The sequence below is a fragment of the Rufibacter roseus genome, assembly GCF_001647285.1.
Taxonomy (GTDB): domain Bacteria; phylum Bacteroidota; class Bacteroidia; order Cytophagales; family Hymenobacteraceae; genus Nibribacter; species Nibribacter roseus.
Genome location: NZ_LRML01000007.1, coordinates 107274 through 124401 on the forward strand (window position 1 = coordinate 107274; position 17128 = coordinate 124401).

General features: G+C 46.4%; 11 protein-coding genes. 3 read left to right on the forward strand and 8 right to left on the reverse strand.

The window, feature by feature from the left end; genetic code table 11:
• Positions 1-240: 240 nt before the first annotated feature.
• Positions 241-1668: a hypothetical protein gene (locus tag A8O23_RS12185; RefSeq protein ID WP_066621590.1), complete on the forward strand. Its 1428-nt coding sequence runs from the start codon at positions 241-243 to the stop codon at positions 1666-1668.
• 137 nt (positions 1669-1805) lie between these two features.
• Here A8O23_RS12185 and A8O23_RS12190 read toward each other — a convergent pair whose 3' ends face one another.
• From A8O23_RS12190 to A8O23_RS12210, 5 genes are all read right to left on the reverse strand, one after another.
• Entirely contained in the window at positions 1806-2432 is a 627-nt protein-coding gene (locus A8O23_RS12190) for a carbonic anhydrase family protein (protein WP_066621869.1), read from the reverse strand.
• Positions 2433-2646: 214 nt separating this feature from the next.
• Positions 2647-4206, reverse strand: a complete 1560-nt coding sequence (locus A8O23_RS12195; protein ID WP_066621592.1) for a SulP family inorganic anion transporter — start codon at positions 4204-4206, stop codon at positions 2647-2649.
• Positions 4207-4462: 256 nt separating this feature from the next.
• The gene (locus A8O23_RS12200) at positions 4463-5848 is read right to left on the reverse strand and encodes a sensor histidine kinase (protein ID WP_066621594.1); all 1386 of its coding nucleotides are present in this window, start codon (positions 5846-5848) and stop codon (positions 4463-4465) included.
• Positions 5845-6528 (reverse strand): response regulator transcription factor, encoded by a 684-nt coding sequence (locus A8O23_RS12205; RefSeq protein WP_066621596.1) that lies wholly within the window; start codon positions 6526-6528, stop codon positions 5845-5847. The genes A8O23_RS12200 and A8O23_RS12205 overlap by 4 nt, the downstream gene beginning before the upstream one ends.
• Positions 6529-6739: 211 nt before the next feature.
• Positions 6740-7966 (reverse strand): multidrug effflux MFS transporter, encoded by a 1227-nt coding sequence (locus A8O23_RS12210; protein WP_066621598.1) that lies wholly within the window; start codon positions 7964-7966, stop codon positions 6740-6742.
• Between the two features lie 305 nt (positions 7967-8271).
• Between A8O23_RS12210 and A8O23_RS12215 the strand changes: the two genes are divergently transcribed.
• Entirely contained in the window at positions 8272-9138 is an 867-nt protein-coding gene (locus A8O23_RS12215) for a hypothetical protein (protein ID WP_153042180.1), read from the forward strand.
• Positions 9139-9303: 165 nt separating this feature from the next.
• Here the strand turns inward: A8O23_RS12215 and glgP are convergent, their stop codons facing one another.
• Positions 9304-10953 (reverse strand): alpha-glucan family phosphorylase, encoded by a 1650-nt coding sequence (gene glgP, locus A8O23_RS12220; protein ID WP_066621603.1) that lies wholly within the window; start codon positions 10951-10953, stop codon positions 9304-9306.
• A 283-nt stretch (positions 10954-11236) separates the two neighbouring features.
• On the opposite strand from glgP, the gene A8O23_RS12225 reads away from it, so the two are divergent.
• The gene (locus A8O23_RS12225; protein WP_066621605.1) at positions 11237-12142 is read left to right on the forward strand and encodes a universal stress protein; all 906 of its coding nucleotides are present in this window, start codon (positions 11237-11239) and stop codon (positions 12140-12142) included.
• Between the two features lie 165 nt (positions 12143-12307).
• Here the strand turns inward: A8O23_RS12225 and A8O23_RS12230 are convergent, their stop codons facing one another.
• Complete coding sequence (locus A8O23_RS12230) at positions 12308-12811, reverse strand: cupin domain-containing protein (protein ID WP_066621870.1); 504 nt, start codon at positions 12809-12811, stop codon at positions 12308-12310.
• Between the two features lie 299 nt (positions 12812-13110).
• Positions 13111-17031: a choice-of-anchor I family protein gene (locus A8O23_RS12235; protein WP_066621606.1), complete on the reverse strand. Its 3921-nt coding sequence runs from the start codon at positions 17029-17031 to the stop codon at positions 13111-13113.
• Positions 17032-17128 lie beyond the last annotated feature (97 nt).

Sequence of the window (17128 nt, forward strand, 5' to 3'; positions counted from 1 at the left end):
GAAACTACGCCTTCAATAGTATAGCACATTTACTATACTTAAGAATAAAACCCATTAACAATTCTAGCTTGTTAATTATTATTTATCAAGAAGTTATCATCCAATAAATTATTCATACCTGTAGCATTAATTTATTCTTTTTTAAATACCAGCACTAACCCCATATAAATGCCTCCGTATAAATAACACGTGCCATTCATGGCATCTCTATTTTATTATTCACCTTAAACCTAAATAACTATGAGAAATCGCGAGAGTTCTGGTTTCGACACCTTTAATACCTACCGTTCTGGACATGAAAACACCGGCCGTAGTGAGTGGGGTAACCTTGGCAACCGTACCTCTGGATACGGAGAGAAAGATTATTCATCTTACGGCGGTAGCATGAACCGTGGAAATACAGGCGATAGAGGTGAAAGCCACTACAGCAGTCACGCCTCAAACTACGGAGGCAATCAATATAATTCCGGCTCACAGAGCGGATACTCCAACTCTAACAGCAACAGCCCACAGAGTGGCGGCCAATACGGCAGCACCAGCGGCTGGAGCGGTCACTCCATGCAAAACCAGGGTGACTCCAACAACAACTACGGTTCTTCTATGGGTAGCTCATCACGCGGTAGCAATACCCCGAACAGCATGACCCAAGGAGGCTACGGTTCTTACGGTTCTTCTTATCGTGATAACGACAATGATACGCAAGACTATAGCATGAGCAGATCTGGCAACTACGGCGGACCTTCCAGCTATGAACGCGGATCTTCTAACAATTACGGATCAAACAACTACGGATCTTCTAACCAAGGTTCATCTAACAGCTACGGCAACTATGGCCAAGGCGGATCTTCCAACTCAGGAGGATCATCTCGTGACATAGGAACCTACGGGGGTGCCCGTACAGGGTATGCCGGTTCTTCTTCCGGCAATTCTTTTGGCGGCGCTATGGACCGTGGAAACGCCTACAGCAACCATGGAGATTCTAACGACTTCAGAGGCTCAGGCTCTGGGTATAACTCAGGCTCCAATTATGGGAGTTCAAGAGGAAGCCAGTCAAACGAGTCAAATAATTACGGAGGATCTTTTGGACACAGCGGTTCTTCATACGGGACTGGTGGCTCTTCTTACGGGCAGTCTTCCGCAGGCAATTCTGGATATGAAATGAACCAAGACAGAGACAACCGCAATAACTCCCGTTCTTGGGATAGCGGCAACTCCGGTTCTTGGAACAACGGTAGCTCTAATTCATGGGATCGTGACAACGACCATTCAAGAGGTACAACCAACATGTTTGGTACCAACAACCAGAGCAACTTCCGCAGCGGAAACAGTGGCAGCAGCAACAGCTGGATGAGCGACAACAATGACGACAACGCCCGTTTCAGCCACGGCAACGCCAATGAAAACCGTTATTCAAACAACTACGGCAGCTCAATGGGAAGCAGCAATATGGGCAGCCAATATGACCAGGATCGTTACCGCAATAGCCGCAGCAATAGAAACAACCAACACGATGACGAAGGTGGTTTCTTTGACCGTATAGGAAGCGGCATTAAAGAGGCTTGGAACAGTATCACTGGTGATGATGACCAGGATTACAACAGAAGAACCTCTAGAAACAGCGGCCCTCCATATAACTATGGATCAGGCGCCAACAGACCAGGTTGGTAATCTATTTATAAATGAATTAAAAAGCCCCGCCAAAAATCTGGCGGGGCTTTTTGCTTAAAACTCTTTCGCTATTATTCAAACATAAAGAAAAAGCGAAGTAAGTTTCCTCTATGGTAGAAAATTGCAGATAATATTAATTAGTCCTTAAAAAAGGTAACTAAACCTGTCTCAACATCATATACCCCACCGGCAATTTTGATTTTGCCCTCTTTCTCTAATTTGGCTATCACAGGACTCTCTGTTCTGATTCTTTCAATAGTGTGATGCACATTGAGTTCCGTCACATTATTAACAAACTCAGAATTTGACGCTGTTCTGTTTTCAGTAGTAGAGGTTTCACGGTCTATGGCTGGCTGTATTTTTTTAAGCAAACCAGTGAGGTTTCCAAGCTCAACATTGTTGCAGGCACCTCCAATGGCTCCGCATTTGGTATGCCCCAATACCAGAACAATTTTAGTACCTACCACTTCGGTACCGTATTCCATGCTTCCCAAAATATCTTCATTCAACACGTTGCCTGCAACTCTAATGCTGAAAATATCGCCAAGACCTTGGTCGAAAATAAGTTCTGCCGACGTTCTGGAATCCATGCAGCTTAAAATAGTGGCAAAAGGAAACTGTCCTGACTGGGTCTCATTCACCTGCTGCAGCAGGTTACGGTTTGCTTTGAGGTTATTGACAAAACGCTCATTCCCTTCTTTTAGAATTTCAAGAGCAAGATCAGGAGTAAGTTTACTTTGGGTTTCTTTAGAGTGTGTATACATAATGCTTGAATGGTTATAGACTATTAAGTTGTTTAGCATTGAGGGCTTTAGGGCAGGTAACTACCCATACCCGTTATATTAGATGACTCCTGTTTTAGGCTTAGTTTTTGAATTTTAGGCCGAAAACAGAAATTTTAATTGACTTTTCACAAACAGTAAAAAAGCAGGTTGCGCATATTTTAGTTTTGCGCAGCCTGCTTTTTTTACTGTTTGATTAGTGCATACCTACAGTTTTGACAGACGGTATATCAATTAGGGTAAGGTGAATATTTTTCTCCTTGGCCACTGTCTTGAAGTTTTCTATTGACTCCAGCACATCATAATCAATATAAGTAGACTGCGAACCGTCAATCACCACATCGCTTTCTTCAGGCAGATGCTCCAATGTAAGCGCCACACTGGCTTTGTTAAGGAAAGTCACGTTCTCACTCAGTTTGATGTGAATTTTCTCACGGTCGCTGTGTTTTTCTTTATTGAAGAAGTAAGGCGACTTGTAATTGGCTTTCAAGATGTAGAAAACACCTACCACTAAACCAATAGAAATACCTTTAAGAAGGTCAGTAAACAGAATGGCAAGAATAGTGATAATGAATGGTAAAAACTGATTCATACCAAGCTTCCATTGGGTGCGGTAAAGAACCGGCTTCGTCAATTTAAAACCTACGTGTAACAATACCGCCGCCAATGCCGCAAGCGGAATCAGCTTCAGGAAGCTGGTCAGGAACATGATACTCACCAAAAGGAAAATACCGTGGAAGAAACTAGAAAGTTTGGTTTGACCACCGGCATTTACGTTGGCAGAGCTTCTTACTATAACAGCAGTTACCGGTAAACCGCCTATCAATCCACTAACTAAGTTACCAAGTCCCTGCGCTTTCAACTCGCGGTTGTTAGGCGTACGGCGCTTATGTGGGTCTAATTTGTCTACGGCCTCTACACTAAGTAAACTTTCCAAACTTGCCACAATGGCTAAAGTAATAGCAAGGGTGTACACCGCAGGATTAGTAAGGCCAGACCAATCTGGCATGCGTAACTCCTGGAATAGAGTGACAGGTCCAGAAATATCTGGCAACTGCACTAAATGTGTATCAGCAATGGTAAGAACTGGGAAAGACTGGCTAAACAGCATGTTTAAGGCTATAGAAACCAAAACAGCTATCAATGCTCCTGGAATTACTTTAGTAAACTTCAGGCGCTGCATGAACGGACGCTCCCAAAATAAAATAATCGCCAAAGACACAACGCCCACTATTAAAGAACCCAGCTGCAGACGAGATAGCGCATAGCCAATTTCAGAGAAAGTGTTTCGGCCATCTACCTGGTTGAAAGCAAGATCTCCTAAAAAGTCATCATCAGCACCAAAGAAGTGTGGTATTTGCTTCAGAATCAGTATCAAACCAATAGCTGCCAGCATACCCTTGATCACGGAAGATGGGAAGTACAAACCGATAATACCGGCTTTCAAATAACCCAATATTATCTGAATAACACCGGCCAAGAAAACTGCTACCAGAAAAATATCGAAACTGCCCAGGTTGGTGATACCGTTAAGCACAATCACTGTTAGTCCGGCGGCCGGACCACTCACACTTAGCTGCGAGCCACTAGCCCAAGAGATCACCAAACCTCCTACCATACCGGCAATCAAGCCAGAGAACAGGGGGGCACCGGAGGCCAGGGAGATTCCAAGACAAAGCGGAAGTGCCACCAAAAAGACCACTAGCCCCGCCGATAGGTCCTTACCTATCGTGTCAAACATTCCTTGTTTTTTCATGTATACCTTAACTTAAATTAGGTTTAGCAGAAAGACACCTGCCAAAAAAGACGTGCATTTCAAATCAAACCCAAAGATGGGGTCACCGCATTAAGATCGAATTAAAATGACATTAAAATCCGATTAAAATGAGGCAAAAATGTGGATAGGGTATACTTTTAGGTAAATTACTTTATGACAAGGCACTCCTGAGATACAATTCTTTTTTAAACTTCTTAGGATTTGCTATGCAGAAAAGATAAGGTATTGTTCTTAATTACAGCTTGTAAACGGCTATAAGCTTGGGAAGTGAAATGACCACCTCAGTACCTTGGTTAAGCTGTGAATTGAGAGCAATGGTACCGCGGTGTAACTTTATAATTTTTTCAGCCAGTGGCAGGCCAATGCCATGCCCCGAAATCTCCCTCACATTCTCTGCCCTGAAAAACGGAACAAAAACTTTCCGCACATCTTCAGGCGACATACCTATTCCTTTGTCCCGCACCCTGCACACAAGCTTCTGCTCACTTACTTCTATGGTAGCAGATATAATAGGCTCTTTCGTTGAAAACTTGGCGGCATTCTCTAAAACGTTAACCATAGCAATCAGCAGAAGAGCTTCATTCCCCTTGATAAGTAACTCGTTCTCATCTTCGGGCATATCGGCAAACTGAACGTCAAGCACCATGTGAGGTTGGCGCTTCCGCGCCTCTGCACTGGCTTGCCACACCAACTCATCCATTCTGATAGAGTGCATGGGTACTTTTGAAGTGTCAGTGCTTGCTTGCACCATCTGCAATAACCCATTAGAGAGTTGCGCCAGCAGCTTGGCATCGTCCAGAATAGAATGCAGCACCCTTTCATATTCCTCAGAAGGCCTTTTTTTCATAAGGGCAACTTCTAGTTCGCCAATGATGGCCGTGAGCGGAGTCCGGAGTTCGTGCGAAGCACTGTACACAAAAGTACGCTGTGATTCAAAAGCTTTTTCTAACCGATCAAGCAGGTTGTTAAAGGTTTGCGCCAGTTGGGCTACCTCATCGGTACCTTTATCTTGAGAAAGCCTGCGATGCAGGTCAGAAGCATTGATTCTTTCCACTTCTGAAACCACCTTCAAAAACGGGCTAAGCGCCGCTCTAGAGAATATAAGCCCGCAAACAAGCACCACCAGCAAAGAACCGAAAAGTCCCATTATCAGCAAAGTACTCAGGTGCTGGAGCTTGTTGAGATTATAAACGTCTACCGACGAAGCCAGAACAGCATACGGTTTTCCCCTGTGGAAATATCTGACCCCTATGAGTTGACGGTCACCCACCATTTGCCGCACCTCGCCTTCTGCCAATACCTTCTGCACAACATCTTTGCCGATAGCAGCCTTATATTCCCCGTCTCTGAAAATTAAATCCAGATTGCTATCATATACTTTCACCTCTTCACGGGGCAGCATCTGGTAATACAAGCGCCGGTCCAGGGCATGTTGCTGCTCACTAACGGTGTCGGCGTCCAGCACATAGTGCGCAGTTGCGTAGGCTCGGTTTAAAATTCGGCCGTAGTAATCATTGGCGCGAAATTGTGAGCTGAAGTAATAAACGGAGACAGAGAAAGCCAGCAGCAGCCCCATAAATATTGCAGAGAACTGCAGGGTAAGCTTTGTTTTGATTTTCATTTCTCTTCCATCTCCTTCAGCACATAGCCCATGCCCACCAACGTGTGGATGAGCTTAGGCGAATAATCTTTGTCTATTTTCTTCCGCAGGAAATTGATGTACACGTCAATTACGTTGCTGCCCGTGTCAAAAGAAGTTTCCCACACCTGTTCCACTATATCAACCCTAGATACCACCCTTTCCTTGTTTCGGAGCAGATACTGCAGTAGGGAAAACTCTCTAGCGGTGAGGGAGATGGGCGTACCGTTGCGGTGTACAGTTTTCTTATGCACATCCAACTCCAGGTCTGATACCCGAAGCACTTCAGTGGTAACTGTCTCTTGTGAGCGCCGGGTAAGTGCCCTGATACGGGCCAATAGTTCCTTGAATTCAAATGGCTTCACCAGGTAATCGTCGGCCCCAGAATCTAAGCCTAGAATTTTATCCTCCGTGCTGCCCAAAGCTGTGAGCATAAGAATTGGTAGTGTAGGCTTCTGCGACCGGATGGTGCGGCAAACCTCCACCCCGTTCATGCGCGGAAGAATCACATCCAGAATTACCAAAGCATAGTCTTGCTCTAACGCCAGCTTCGCGCCATAAAAGCCGTCATAGGCTTGATCCACCTCATTAAATTGTTCCTCCAGCCCCTTCTTTATGAAGTTGCTGACCTTGAGTTCGTCTTCTATGAGGAGAATTTTCATTTTTAGTCTTGACAGTTGTTCAAGCGGTTAAAGATAACATTTATCTCTTGCCACTGCTAACGGCTAAACTCCGGAAGTTAATTGTGTGCTATAGTTGTGCAGCACAATATAAAGAAGTTAGAGAATTAGAATACCACTATGGTCTTTTAAGCCTCAATAATTCGCAGCTCCTTTTCAGCCTGTTTTATAAAATCAGGCTGAAAACAGGCTTCTAGAGCTCTTCCTGCAGACCTGCAACCTCAGCACGTGTGTAGGCATTGGCAGAGGTACGGCCCATGTAAAATATGAAGATGCCAATAACTGTACAAGCGGCCATGACACTGACCATTGGCAAAGCGGTGCCGTTATGAAATACACTTACCACGCCGGAAACTATTGCACCTATTCCCATCCGGAAACTACCAGTGAGTGCTGAGGCACTGCCGGCATATTTTCGGAACGGAGCCAGCGAAAGCGCCGAAGCGTTGGGCGCTACCAGCCCTTGCCCTATCAGAAAAAGGAAAATAACTGCTATGAGGCTATTCTTTCCGAAGATGCCACTGTATACCCCAAAGACCATTACAGCACCTATAGCCAGTTGATATACCAAAGCCAAATTGATGATCTGTTGACTACGTAGTTTGCGCAGCAAAATGTGGTTTAGTTGAGGGGAAGCGATCATGGCAAAAGCCAAAAAGGCAAATATCCACCCGTACTCCTGCTCGCTCACACCATACACATTCATAAACACATCTGGTGAGCCGGCTATATACGCGAACGGAGCCGCCGAGGCGATACCACCAACTAATGTAAAAATAATAAACTGTGGGTTCCGGAGTACCTTCCAGAAGTTGCTCAGCACCGGCTTCGGCATCAAAGACATGGAAGGGTCAGCCAGCTTCCCCTCAGGTAATGCGTAATAAATCCCGAACAATATCAGGAACGTAATGGCGGCCAAGGCCAAGAATACAGCGTGCCACCCAAAGGCCGCTGTTACGTATCCGCCTACCGTTGGCGCAATCATTGGCGATACGGCAATAACCAAGATGAGCCAGGAAAACACCTTTGCAGTTTCTGAGGTCGGGAATAAATCACGCACCAGAGCCTGTGCCGCCACCATGCCCGCACAGCCACCCAAGGCCTGCAAAAAGCGCATAAGTATTAGAGTGTCGGCAGAGGTAGTAAAAGCACAGGCCACCGAAGCCAGTATGTAAACCCCTAGTCCTGCATAAAGCGGATACTTCCTGCCAAACCGGTCTAGCAACGGGCCATAGAGTAGCTGCCCTACCGAAATACCCACCAAGTAAGCTGTAAGCGAAAGTTGAATTTTAGAAATGGAGGTATCTAAATCTTCTGCAATAGCCGGAAAGGCCGGCAGATACATATCAATGGAAAAAGGACTGATGGTAGAAAGAGCTCCTAAAATCAGAATAATAATAAAATACTGTTTACGCGTCATGACTCAAAGCAAACCGCAAAGGTAGGGCTTCTCCAGCTCAATTGCGGGAAATACTATGTTATTACCAGTACCCAAAACGAAACCTTTAAAATCCATATATTTTCCAAATGCATTTTTTTAAACTTACCAATACTCAACAACTGCTCACTCTAGAAGTTCTTTTATAGCGCTTACTCCTATACAGAAACTCTACTATCAAATTTCACACATCATAAATATTTATATCAAATAAATAACTATCACAACTTTAATTTATATTTCTAACCTTTTCAATAGTATACACCTCTAAACTACCCAATAATTAAATGAAAAGACTTCTACCTTACCTATGTGTTTTACTACTCTCCTGCTCAGGCAACGCAAGTGAAGAACGAATCACAGAATTGGCATCTAATGGCGTTAAGGTTGAAAATGAGCGGGTGGTGGCATGGTTCCCGGAGGACTCCCTCTCAGAAACTAGAATGAAAGAAATAACCGATACACTACAGTTAGTTGTTTCCGCTTCTGAAAACTTCCTTGGGAAACATGATTGGCAAGAATTCAATGGCGAACAGATTAACTACTATTTTAATGAGGGAAATTTTGTTGCATCTGCCAGTCCTAAAGGTGATGTTTTTATTCCATTATGGAGGATACAATCTGGCAAAGCCCCTCTTTTCCATGAGACCATGCACGTGCTCTTGCGGTCTAAAAAAGGAAATTGGAGCTCAGAATCTAAAGTGAATTCTTTTTTCAACATACCAATCTGGTTTACGGAAGGCATGGCAGAATACATGGCCCTAAAAACAGCCCATGAAACAAAACTGCCTAATTTCGATCTACAGAAAGGAGGCGGGTATTTAAAAGTTGACTCCACCTGCCAAGCAGCTCTTCAGACAGAAGAAGGCAAATATGTACTGGATTATATTGGGGAAGAAGGCGCTATGCTGAAGCTTTTTACCTCTGACCGTAAAACCTACGCCCCGCCCTTTTATAATTGCTCCTGCTCCTTCACTAAATACTTAGCGGAAACATACGGTAAAGAAAAGCTATTACAGAGCTATTCTAATTTTAAAGACGAAATAGAGACCATTGAAAAGCTTACTGGCAAAAGTATGGCAACCTTAAAAGCGGAGTGGCTAAAGTCAATCGATAAAGAATCGGTAAGCAATCAGAAAGTGGCCAATCTTTAGACAGTTCAGGGCAAGGCAGATGCTGATACTGCAGCTTTCTGCTTTAAACTATAGAGTAATCTGTCATTCTATACTAGTTAAACAGAAAAGTCCCCACTGCAGTTGGAGTGGGGACTTTTCTGTTTACCTGTTGCTCCTAAGGTGTCCGATTTATATATGTTGGTTCTATTTGTATAACAACTTGTAATACTCATCGGCCATGCGTTCTGCTCCAAAGTAGGCGGCCACGTCATGCATGCTCTGTTTCATGATCTGCACCCACTTACGCTTGTCCTGGTAGTACATAGGTATGATTTCCTGCTCTAAGATTTCCATCATGTTGCTGTAATCCACCTCATCTTGCACATAATCTGGCAGGGTGGTATCTACAATCGGGAACAGGAAGCTGTTCTCGCCGTGGCGCCCGAACTCCGGAATCCAGCCGTCTTGCACGGTGAAGTTGATAGAGCCATTGAGGGCAGCCGTCATACCGCTGGTTCCTGATGCCTCCCGTGGGCGGCGTGGTGTGTTCAACCAAACGTCTGATCCCTGCTTCAGCTTGGCAGAGAGCTCCAGTTCATAGCCTGTGAGTACGGCAAAATTATCTTTCTGGTATGACAGCCGCACCAGCTTGTTGAATATGTCCACGGCGTACTGGTCCTGCGGATAAGGTTTGCCAGCCCAAATCACCTGAACCGGAAAATCTTTCTGGTTGATCAGGTCGAAGAACCGGTGCAGGTCGTGTAGTAACAAGTCAGCGCGTTTATAACCGGCAAAACGTCTTGCCCAAACAATGGTGAGCACATCGGTACGGAAAAGCTTGCCGGTTTGGTCAGCCACCACTTCAAACAGAGGCCGTTTCATTTCCTCTTTCAGCTGCAACAGCAGGTGGTCATCATTGTTATCCAGCGCTTTCTTGAGGTACGGGTTTTGCCAGTAGGTGATGTTCTGGGCATTGGTAATGGCTTTGATTTTGCAGATGCCCTCAAATCCATTCCACATGTCGCGGCTTACCTCACCGTGCAACTGCGATACGCCATTTGCTATTTTAGCCAGGCGCAGCGCTGCCAGCGTGTAGTTAAGAATTGGACCGTCGGTGCCGGTAATGCGGCGGGCATCATCTGTTGACAATGATCCGAAGAAAGACATTTTCTCCAGCAAGTCCACACCGTGCTCCTCATTACCCGCCTTTTCTGGGGTGTGGGTAGTGAACACCAGGCGTTTCTTTACCTCTGGAATTTCGCGGTAGCGGTCATACAGGTGGAATGCCAGTGGCAAGGCATGCGCTTCGTTTAAATGGTAGATAGCGGCCCCACCCAAAGCCTCCACTACTTTAACGCCGCCAATACCCAGCACAATACTCTGCGCAATACGGGTAGGCAACTCAGAGTCATAGAGGCGGTGCGTAATAGTGCGGCTCAGGTAATCATTCTCCGGAATATCCGTCGTCAGGAAATACATGGGCACAGTTCCGAAAGTCTCTGGTTTCAACACCAAAGCTTTCACCCACACCTGGTTTCCGTGAATAGTTACCTGCACCTTAATGCCCGTATCTTCCAGAAATGTGTAAAATTTCTTCTGGAACTGCACGCGCATGGTTTGGTCATCATTACGCACCTGGTCATAGTACCCGAATTTCCAGAGTATGCCCACGCCTATCAGGTTCTGCCGCAATTCATAGGCGCTGCGCATGTGTGAGCCCGCCAAATAGCCCAATCCGCCTGAATATGTTTTCAAGGCCTGATGGATGCCGAACTCCATGCTGAAGTAGGCTACTCTTTCACTGTACTGTTCATTGATGTGGTACGGATGGTACCACTTTGCATACTCGCTCATAAGAAGTAATCATTAAGCTAAATATCTTTTGCTTTCTCAGGCTTAACTACCTGCAACTTTGCTCCCTTGGCACAAATAAGAACCGGTGTAATTTAGTTAATCTGGGCTAATGGGCAATCCATTTTTAATTGGATTGCAAAATTGCGTTAACCCCTTCTAAAATAAGGTGATAATAATCATACCACCTCCTAATTATGGTCATATTCTAACAACTAGGCACCCTCTACTTTTGTCCTATACAAAACGCCAATAGAATTACGAAAAAACTATCAACTGACCAGCCATGAAAACGCTACTAGTACCCACCGACTTTTCTGCCAATGCGGCCAACGCCATTGCTTTTGCCGTGCAGCTTCTGAACCAGCTCAGAGGCAAGCTGATATTAGTACACGCCGTAGACTCTCAAATTCTAGGTTTGCCTGAAGAAGGAGGTACCATTAATCCGGAGGTTTTCCTGAAAAACGGGTACTTGGAAGAGCTGAACAAAATCTCCAGAACCCTTCGCTTAGAAAACGGTTTCCGGTTTGAGGTGGAGACAATTTGCGAAAGCACTCCTTTAAGCACCTGTATTGCAAATGCGGTTGCCGCGCACAAAGTTGATTTGATTGTAATGGGCACCCGTGGCGCAAGTAACTTCCTTGACAAACTTCTAGGCACCAACACATGGGCCGTGATGGAAGAAACCACTTGCCCTGTATTGGCCATTCCTGCCAAAGCAACCTATAAAGGTTTCAAGTATATTACCTATGCTTCTGATTTTGAAAAAGAAGAGAGCAATAATTTACGCCAACTCTTTCACATTGCGGAGCCCCTAAACGCAGAGGTTCAAGTATTGAATGTGAAGACGGAAGATCAATTAAATCTAGTGCCTGATGAGCAGATAATTGCTGAGATTGCTCAAGAATACAAAGCCAGACCTTTTAAGATCAGTCAAATAAAGGCACGCAATGTTGTAGAGGGCATCAAAGCCTTCACCAAAGCTAACCAAGTGGACGTAGTGGCGGTGGCACTTCAGAAGCACAATGTTTGGGAAACTCTTTTCAATTCCAGTGTCACTTCCCAACTGGCCTTTGAAAGCACCTTACCCTTGTTGGCCTTGCCTTTACCTGCCAGTCAACAGCCTGCAACGGGTAAACAGAGAAGCGAAAACAGAGAGCTTGCTCCAAATTCCTTTAGCTTCTTGTTTTAATGATTTTCAAGAACACCTATAGCCCGCCCTATAACACCGCGCCAGTAGGGGCCACCTGATAGGATAATAAAAAGGTGGTACATTAAAAAAGAAATCCTTGTTTTAGGGCTGTTTTACAAAAATCAGCTCCAAAACAGGGTATTCTTTTATTTGATTGAACTGGTATTATCTACCGAAATCGTCTTGCACGCGAACAATGTCTTCTTCATTAGATGGATTTTCGGCATCGGTGTGCTGCCAGATTTCGGCCAATACGCCCCACTCCTGCAACCCTACCAAACGGTGGCGCTCGCCTTGCTTCAGGGTAATTTTCTCCCCGGCCGTCAGCTTCTTCAGTTCCCCTTCTTCATCAGTATCTGAGGTAACTACACCCACGGTACCTTCTATTACTTGCCAGATCTCAGCACGGCGGTGGTGGTACTGCCAAGACAAGCGCTTCTCCGGGGCTACCACCAAAATCTTAGGGCTCAGCTTACCTGAAATACGCAGGTCCTCTACTGACAAACCATTGAAATAAGTATCGGCGAATTTCTGGGCCTGATCCTCATTTATGACGAAGAACCCGCCCCATGGCCTGGTCTGGTCTTGATTAGCGATAGAAAAACCCTGTGCGGTTAACTTCTGCTCTATTTCCTGAAAAAGAGCCTGTTTCTGATTTTCAGCTGACATTCTTGTTTTCTTATTTGTGGAGTCTAAAAGTAACAGGAATTGCCCATAACGCGAAACAACCACCATTTTTTGTAGACTGTTGCTGTAAATGGTAAAATAAAACTAGTCAGGGAGGCTGGTAGATTTCTGTGCCTTTTTAACCTGTTTTTCAGAAAACAGCCCTAAAACAGACACAGCGGAAGAAAATCTTCCGCTGTGTCAACTAAACGAACAATGAAGTATATCTAATTTTTAATCTAATTGGTTTAACCTGATATTGAATATAAAATCCGACAAACAAAATCTGTATAGTAATTTCCTTAGTTCACTAGTAGGCGGCGCACCTCTCCTTTTTCGGTTCTCACCAGATAAAGCCCTTTCGCAAAGCCAGACACATCAAGGCTTTTCACGCCTTTGGCTGTGTACACTCTGCGGCCTAAACCGTCTAACACATCTACATTAGCTTGGCGGTTAAAATGCACCAGTGCTCCGTTGCTTGGGTTAGGGTACAGCACAAAATCTGCCGCTGCCGCAATCTCCTCTCCCACTGACGTTAATGTATTCAGAATCCGGTATACCGATACTGAACCGCTCAGTTCATTGGCCACCAGCAGGTACGGTTTATTATCAGGACTAGACTGCGACTCTACGTAGTACATGCCCTCCGGCCCATGGTCACCAGAGAAAGAGGTGAGGCTACGGTTGTTTTTGTAGTCCACAAATTGCGGATTGGCTGGGTCTGTTACGTTGTATACCATTACCCCTCCTACTCTTTCAAGGGCTACAAAGGCGTAGTTTTTCTCATCTATGGTAGCCACTACCACACCTTCCGGCTCTGGTCCTTTGGCGCGGCTGCGGCTTTTGAATCCATTGCCTTCGTTGTCGGCGTTGAAAAGCGGTGCAATAGACGGGTCTTTGGAAGTGAACAACTCGAAATCATCGCCGCTGTCATAGACAAGGGTTCCAGTTTGGGCATTCCAGATAGAGAACGAGCGGGAGCCCACAGAGTAAAGCTCATCTAAGTCACCGTCTCCGTCGGTGTCGCCTTGCAGGTTTGAGATGCGGAAGCGGCCAAGGTTATGGTTCTCATTCAGAATTGCCGCGTGCGGGAAAGCAGTTGGGTCTAAGTTGGCGGCACCTACGGTGGTGCGCTCTACCAAGCCGGCATATTCTTTTTCATCGCCCTCGTTGGCAGTTACCAAATAGGTGGTGCCGCCTACGGTGTAGTTTGCCACGGCATCTGGTATGTAGAATGATTTAACCGGCCAGTTGGCTATCAATACTTGCCCGTTGTTGTCAGAGGCATCGAACCCGTTGCCCATAAGGCTCATGTCTTTGGTACCCAGCGCCCGAACATGCGTGATGGTGTTGTTCTGCAGGTTGATTTCGGCAATGGCATTGTTTTCCTGCAGGGTCACCCAAGCGGTTCTTGAATCTGCAGAAACGGTGATATACTCCGGTTCCAAGTCCTGTGACAAGGTGCTGCTGGCTTTGGTTTTGCGTACTCCGGCGGCAATCAAAGAAGCTTCCTGGCTATTGAAACTATCGAACAACAGCGTAGTCACATGCGACTGCTCCAAGCCTGCAATTCCTCCGGATACGTCTATCACACTGATAGAACCTTCTGGGTCAATGGTGTAGGCATCATTTGGTTGGCCTTCGTTGGCGGTCAAAACTTTGGTGCCATCTGGCGAGAATGTAATCATATCGGGCAGTGCGCCCACCGTTACCTGTTTTTGGAAATCGCCGTTGGTGTTGAAGAATACCACTGATCCGTTCTGCTGTTCATCTGCGTTAGGTGAGGCCACCGCCACCATTCCATTTTTCACGGCTACACTGGTGATACCTCCATATGGGGTCATGTCTATGGAACGGATTAGCTGTATTGAAGCTGGGTTAGAGAAATCGGCAATGTCTAAACGGCCTTGTTCGGCACTGGTCATAAACAGACGTTGAGTGGCCGCATCATGCACCACAATCTCGGTGGTACTGCCCTCATTTGAATTAGGCGTGAAGCTGCTAACGTGCGACAATTCTATCTCACGGCTTGGCTGCGGCGCCATACGGTCGTTGTCTTTGATGTAAAGCGTGAGGTATTGACTTCCTGACACGGTAAGGCCGCTGGCATTCTCTAGGCTCAGCACTAGGTACTCATCTTGCTCAGCGATAGCGTCATCTACTATCGGAATAGAGATAACCTGCGTGGCCGTGCTGTTACCGGTAAAGGTGAGGGTTTGAGTTGTGTACGTTACATCTGCCGCGCCAGCCGTACTGAACGGAGCGGCCTTTACCACCACTTCCACCGTAGCTGCAGAAGGGTTCACCAGACTCAGCTCCACCTGCACCGTTCCGGCATCTTCCATGGCGGTCATAAACTTTTCTTTCCAGGCAAGGGTAGAGTTGTAGGTGAAGTTGTAGGTGTACGCGCTGAACATGGCTCTGTCTTCCAGATCCTTCACGCCGTTTACCTGTAAGGCATAAGCTGTACCAGCTGCAAAAGGAGCGGAAAATGTCAAGGTCACTGTTCTTTTGTCATCGCTTAAATCCGCCTGCTGCAGACCTGCTATACCAGTGTAGTTGGCTAGGTTAGTGGCAGATGCCAGCTCCAGGTCGCGGTTAAAAACCAGTTGTATTGAGGTGTTGCTGGAGGTACTGGCACTCACTACTGCCGGCGGCCCAGGGAAAGCCCAGGTTGGCCAGGTTTGCGCGGCGGTTCCAGAGCCGGTGCCGGTCCAGTTGGCGGGGTTTAAGATAGCCTCCTGCAGCTGTGCTTTTGTACCAGTTTGCGGACCGCTGTAAAAGGCATTCGCCGTGTTACCAGAAACGTTTCCGGTGGCAGCGCTCAGGTTAATGGAAGTGGCGCCATCTGACATCCCGGCAGGAAGCATAGAATTACTTCCGCTGCAGCTGGTGTTGGCGGCAAGCCATTCGTTTGAGCTGAGGGCGGTAGTGTAGGAAGGATTCTCCGGCGTTCCGGTGTACACAATGATCTGGTCACCACCCGAGCTGAGCCCGAAGCCAGAGCCAGTCAATGTGCCGATGCTGGCGCTAGGCACGTCGTTCTGAATACGGATGACCGTTCCTGCCGCTACCCCACTTGCCGGAGCCGTCCAGGTTAAGCCGCCAGCACATTGTGCTTGGGTGTTGCTGGTGAATTTGGCATCGGTGAAATGCACCAGGGTGCCGGGCAAAATGTCTACCAAAGGCAAAAAGGCAAATTCATCTTCGGTGCCGGTTGCGTTCATCCGGTAAGCTACTATTACTATATCACCCGGCTGAAACTGCGTTTGTACCGGGATTGTAGTAAACATAATAGTTTGCATTTCAGACACAGCATTGTCGCTTTCGTCTTCCACCACATCGGCTTTCAGGGCTACGTAGTATTGCTGGTTGTTCTGCAGTGGCTGCGCCGGCACCAGCGTTATAGTTCTACCAGAAAAAGTAGCATCAAAGGCAACATCGGTTCCGTTGGCTCCTCCCATTTTCAACTCCACCAGGGCATCAACGTTGGTGTTATCAAGAGCCGAATTGTCCTTCAGGCGGATGTCCTCATTAAATGTAATGGTAGGCTGAACGTTCACAGCTACGCCGGTGGAATTGGCAGCCGGTGAGAAAACTACTGTAGGGGCTACCATGTCGGCGCCAGTAGGGTTTCCCTCTAGCGTTACGTTATCAAAGCGGTTGTTTCCGCCAGTGCCTCCACCCTCTGCGGCAAAGGCTATTTTAAATTTGAAATTGGGGTTATCATTTACCGCCGGAAGGTCTGAGAAATCAAGGGTTTGCAGCGTAGGGTTTCCGTCAACCGGTGAAATGGTGGTAAAATCCACAAAATTGGTACCGTCTGTTGAATAAGAAACCAGCTGGCTTCCGGCTCCCTGACCAGACCGGCGGGTAGCGTATTTCACAACCACATTCTGGTAGCCCGTAGTGGGCACGGCAAATACCAATTCTCCACCAATTGGGTTGTTGAACCGCAGGTGAGTGCCAGAAGCATCGTTGTTGCGGGCGTTAGGGTTCGTTACCTCAAACCCTTGGTTTACATTGCTAGTGGTTTCTACAGAACTGGTACCACCAACCGTATGGGTAATGCTCGCACCGTTGATGAGTGTGACGCTGGACTGGAGCAGCGAAGCCACATCGGCAGAGTTGTTGAAGTTCCAGTAATGCACCAGCGTCTGCGCCGATACGTCTTGGATAAAATTCGCCAGTACGGCGATTAAAACCAGTAGTTTTTTTCTCATAATTATTAGGTTGGGAACGATAGCAATAGATGTTGCTAAAGTACCCCGCCCGTATTACGCGAGCGTTACCTTCTAATTACCAGTACATAAACAAAAC